The 607-nt window shown below is 73.3% G+C and carries 1 protein-coding gene; it reads left to right on the top strand.

The annotated features are described in order from the left end of the window. Positions 1-607: Hsp70 family protein (locus ACN675_RS29220; protein WP_420754126.1), on the top strand; the 607-nt coding region annotated here is incomplete at both ends.

Consider the following 607-nt stretch of genomic DNA (forward strand, 5'->3'; position numbering starts at 1 on the left):
GATGAGTTGGGTCCTGGCGGTCGACTTCGGCACCTCCAACACCTCGGCCGCACACCGCATCGGCCCGGACCGGGTCGAATCCCTGCCGCTGACCCACACCAGCAACCTGATGCCCTCCTCGGTCTACATCGACCCGCACGGCGGCATCGCCACCGGCGAGGTCGCCGTCAACCAGGCCACCGTCGACCCGGCCGGGTTCGTCGCCGCCCCCAAGGCCCACGTGTCCGACCGGTCGGTGCCGGTCCGCGGCCACCACGTCCCGGTCGCCGCGACCATCGCCGCGGTGCTGCGCACCGTGCACACCCGCGCCCTGCAGGCCCACAACAACCAGCCGCCCGGCGAGGTGGTGCTCACCCACCCCGAGGCCTGGTCCGGCCGCGAACTGGCGGTGCTGCGCGAGGCCGCCACCGCCGCCGGTCTCGGCGGCCACGTGTCGCTGATCTCCGAACCCCGCGCCGCCGCGTTCCACTACTCGCGCCAGCACGACGCCAAGATCGTCAAGGGCTCGACCATCGCGGTGTTCGACTTCGGCGGCGGCACCTGCGACGTCGCGGTGCTCACCGCCACCGACGAGTGGACCTTCGAGGTGCTGCGCGCCGGCGGCGAC

Origin of the sequence: Rhodococcus sp. O3 (genome assembly GCF_048897285.1) — a bacterium.
GTDB lineage: Bacteria > Actinomycetota > Actinomycetes > Mycobacteriales > Mycobacteriaceae > Rhodococcus.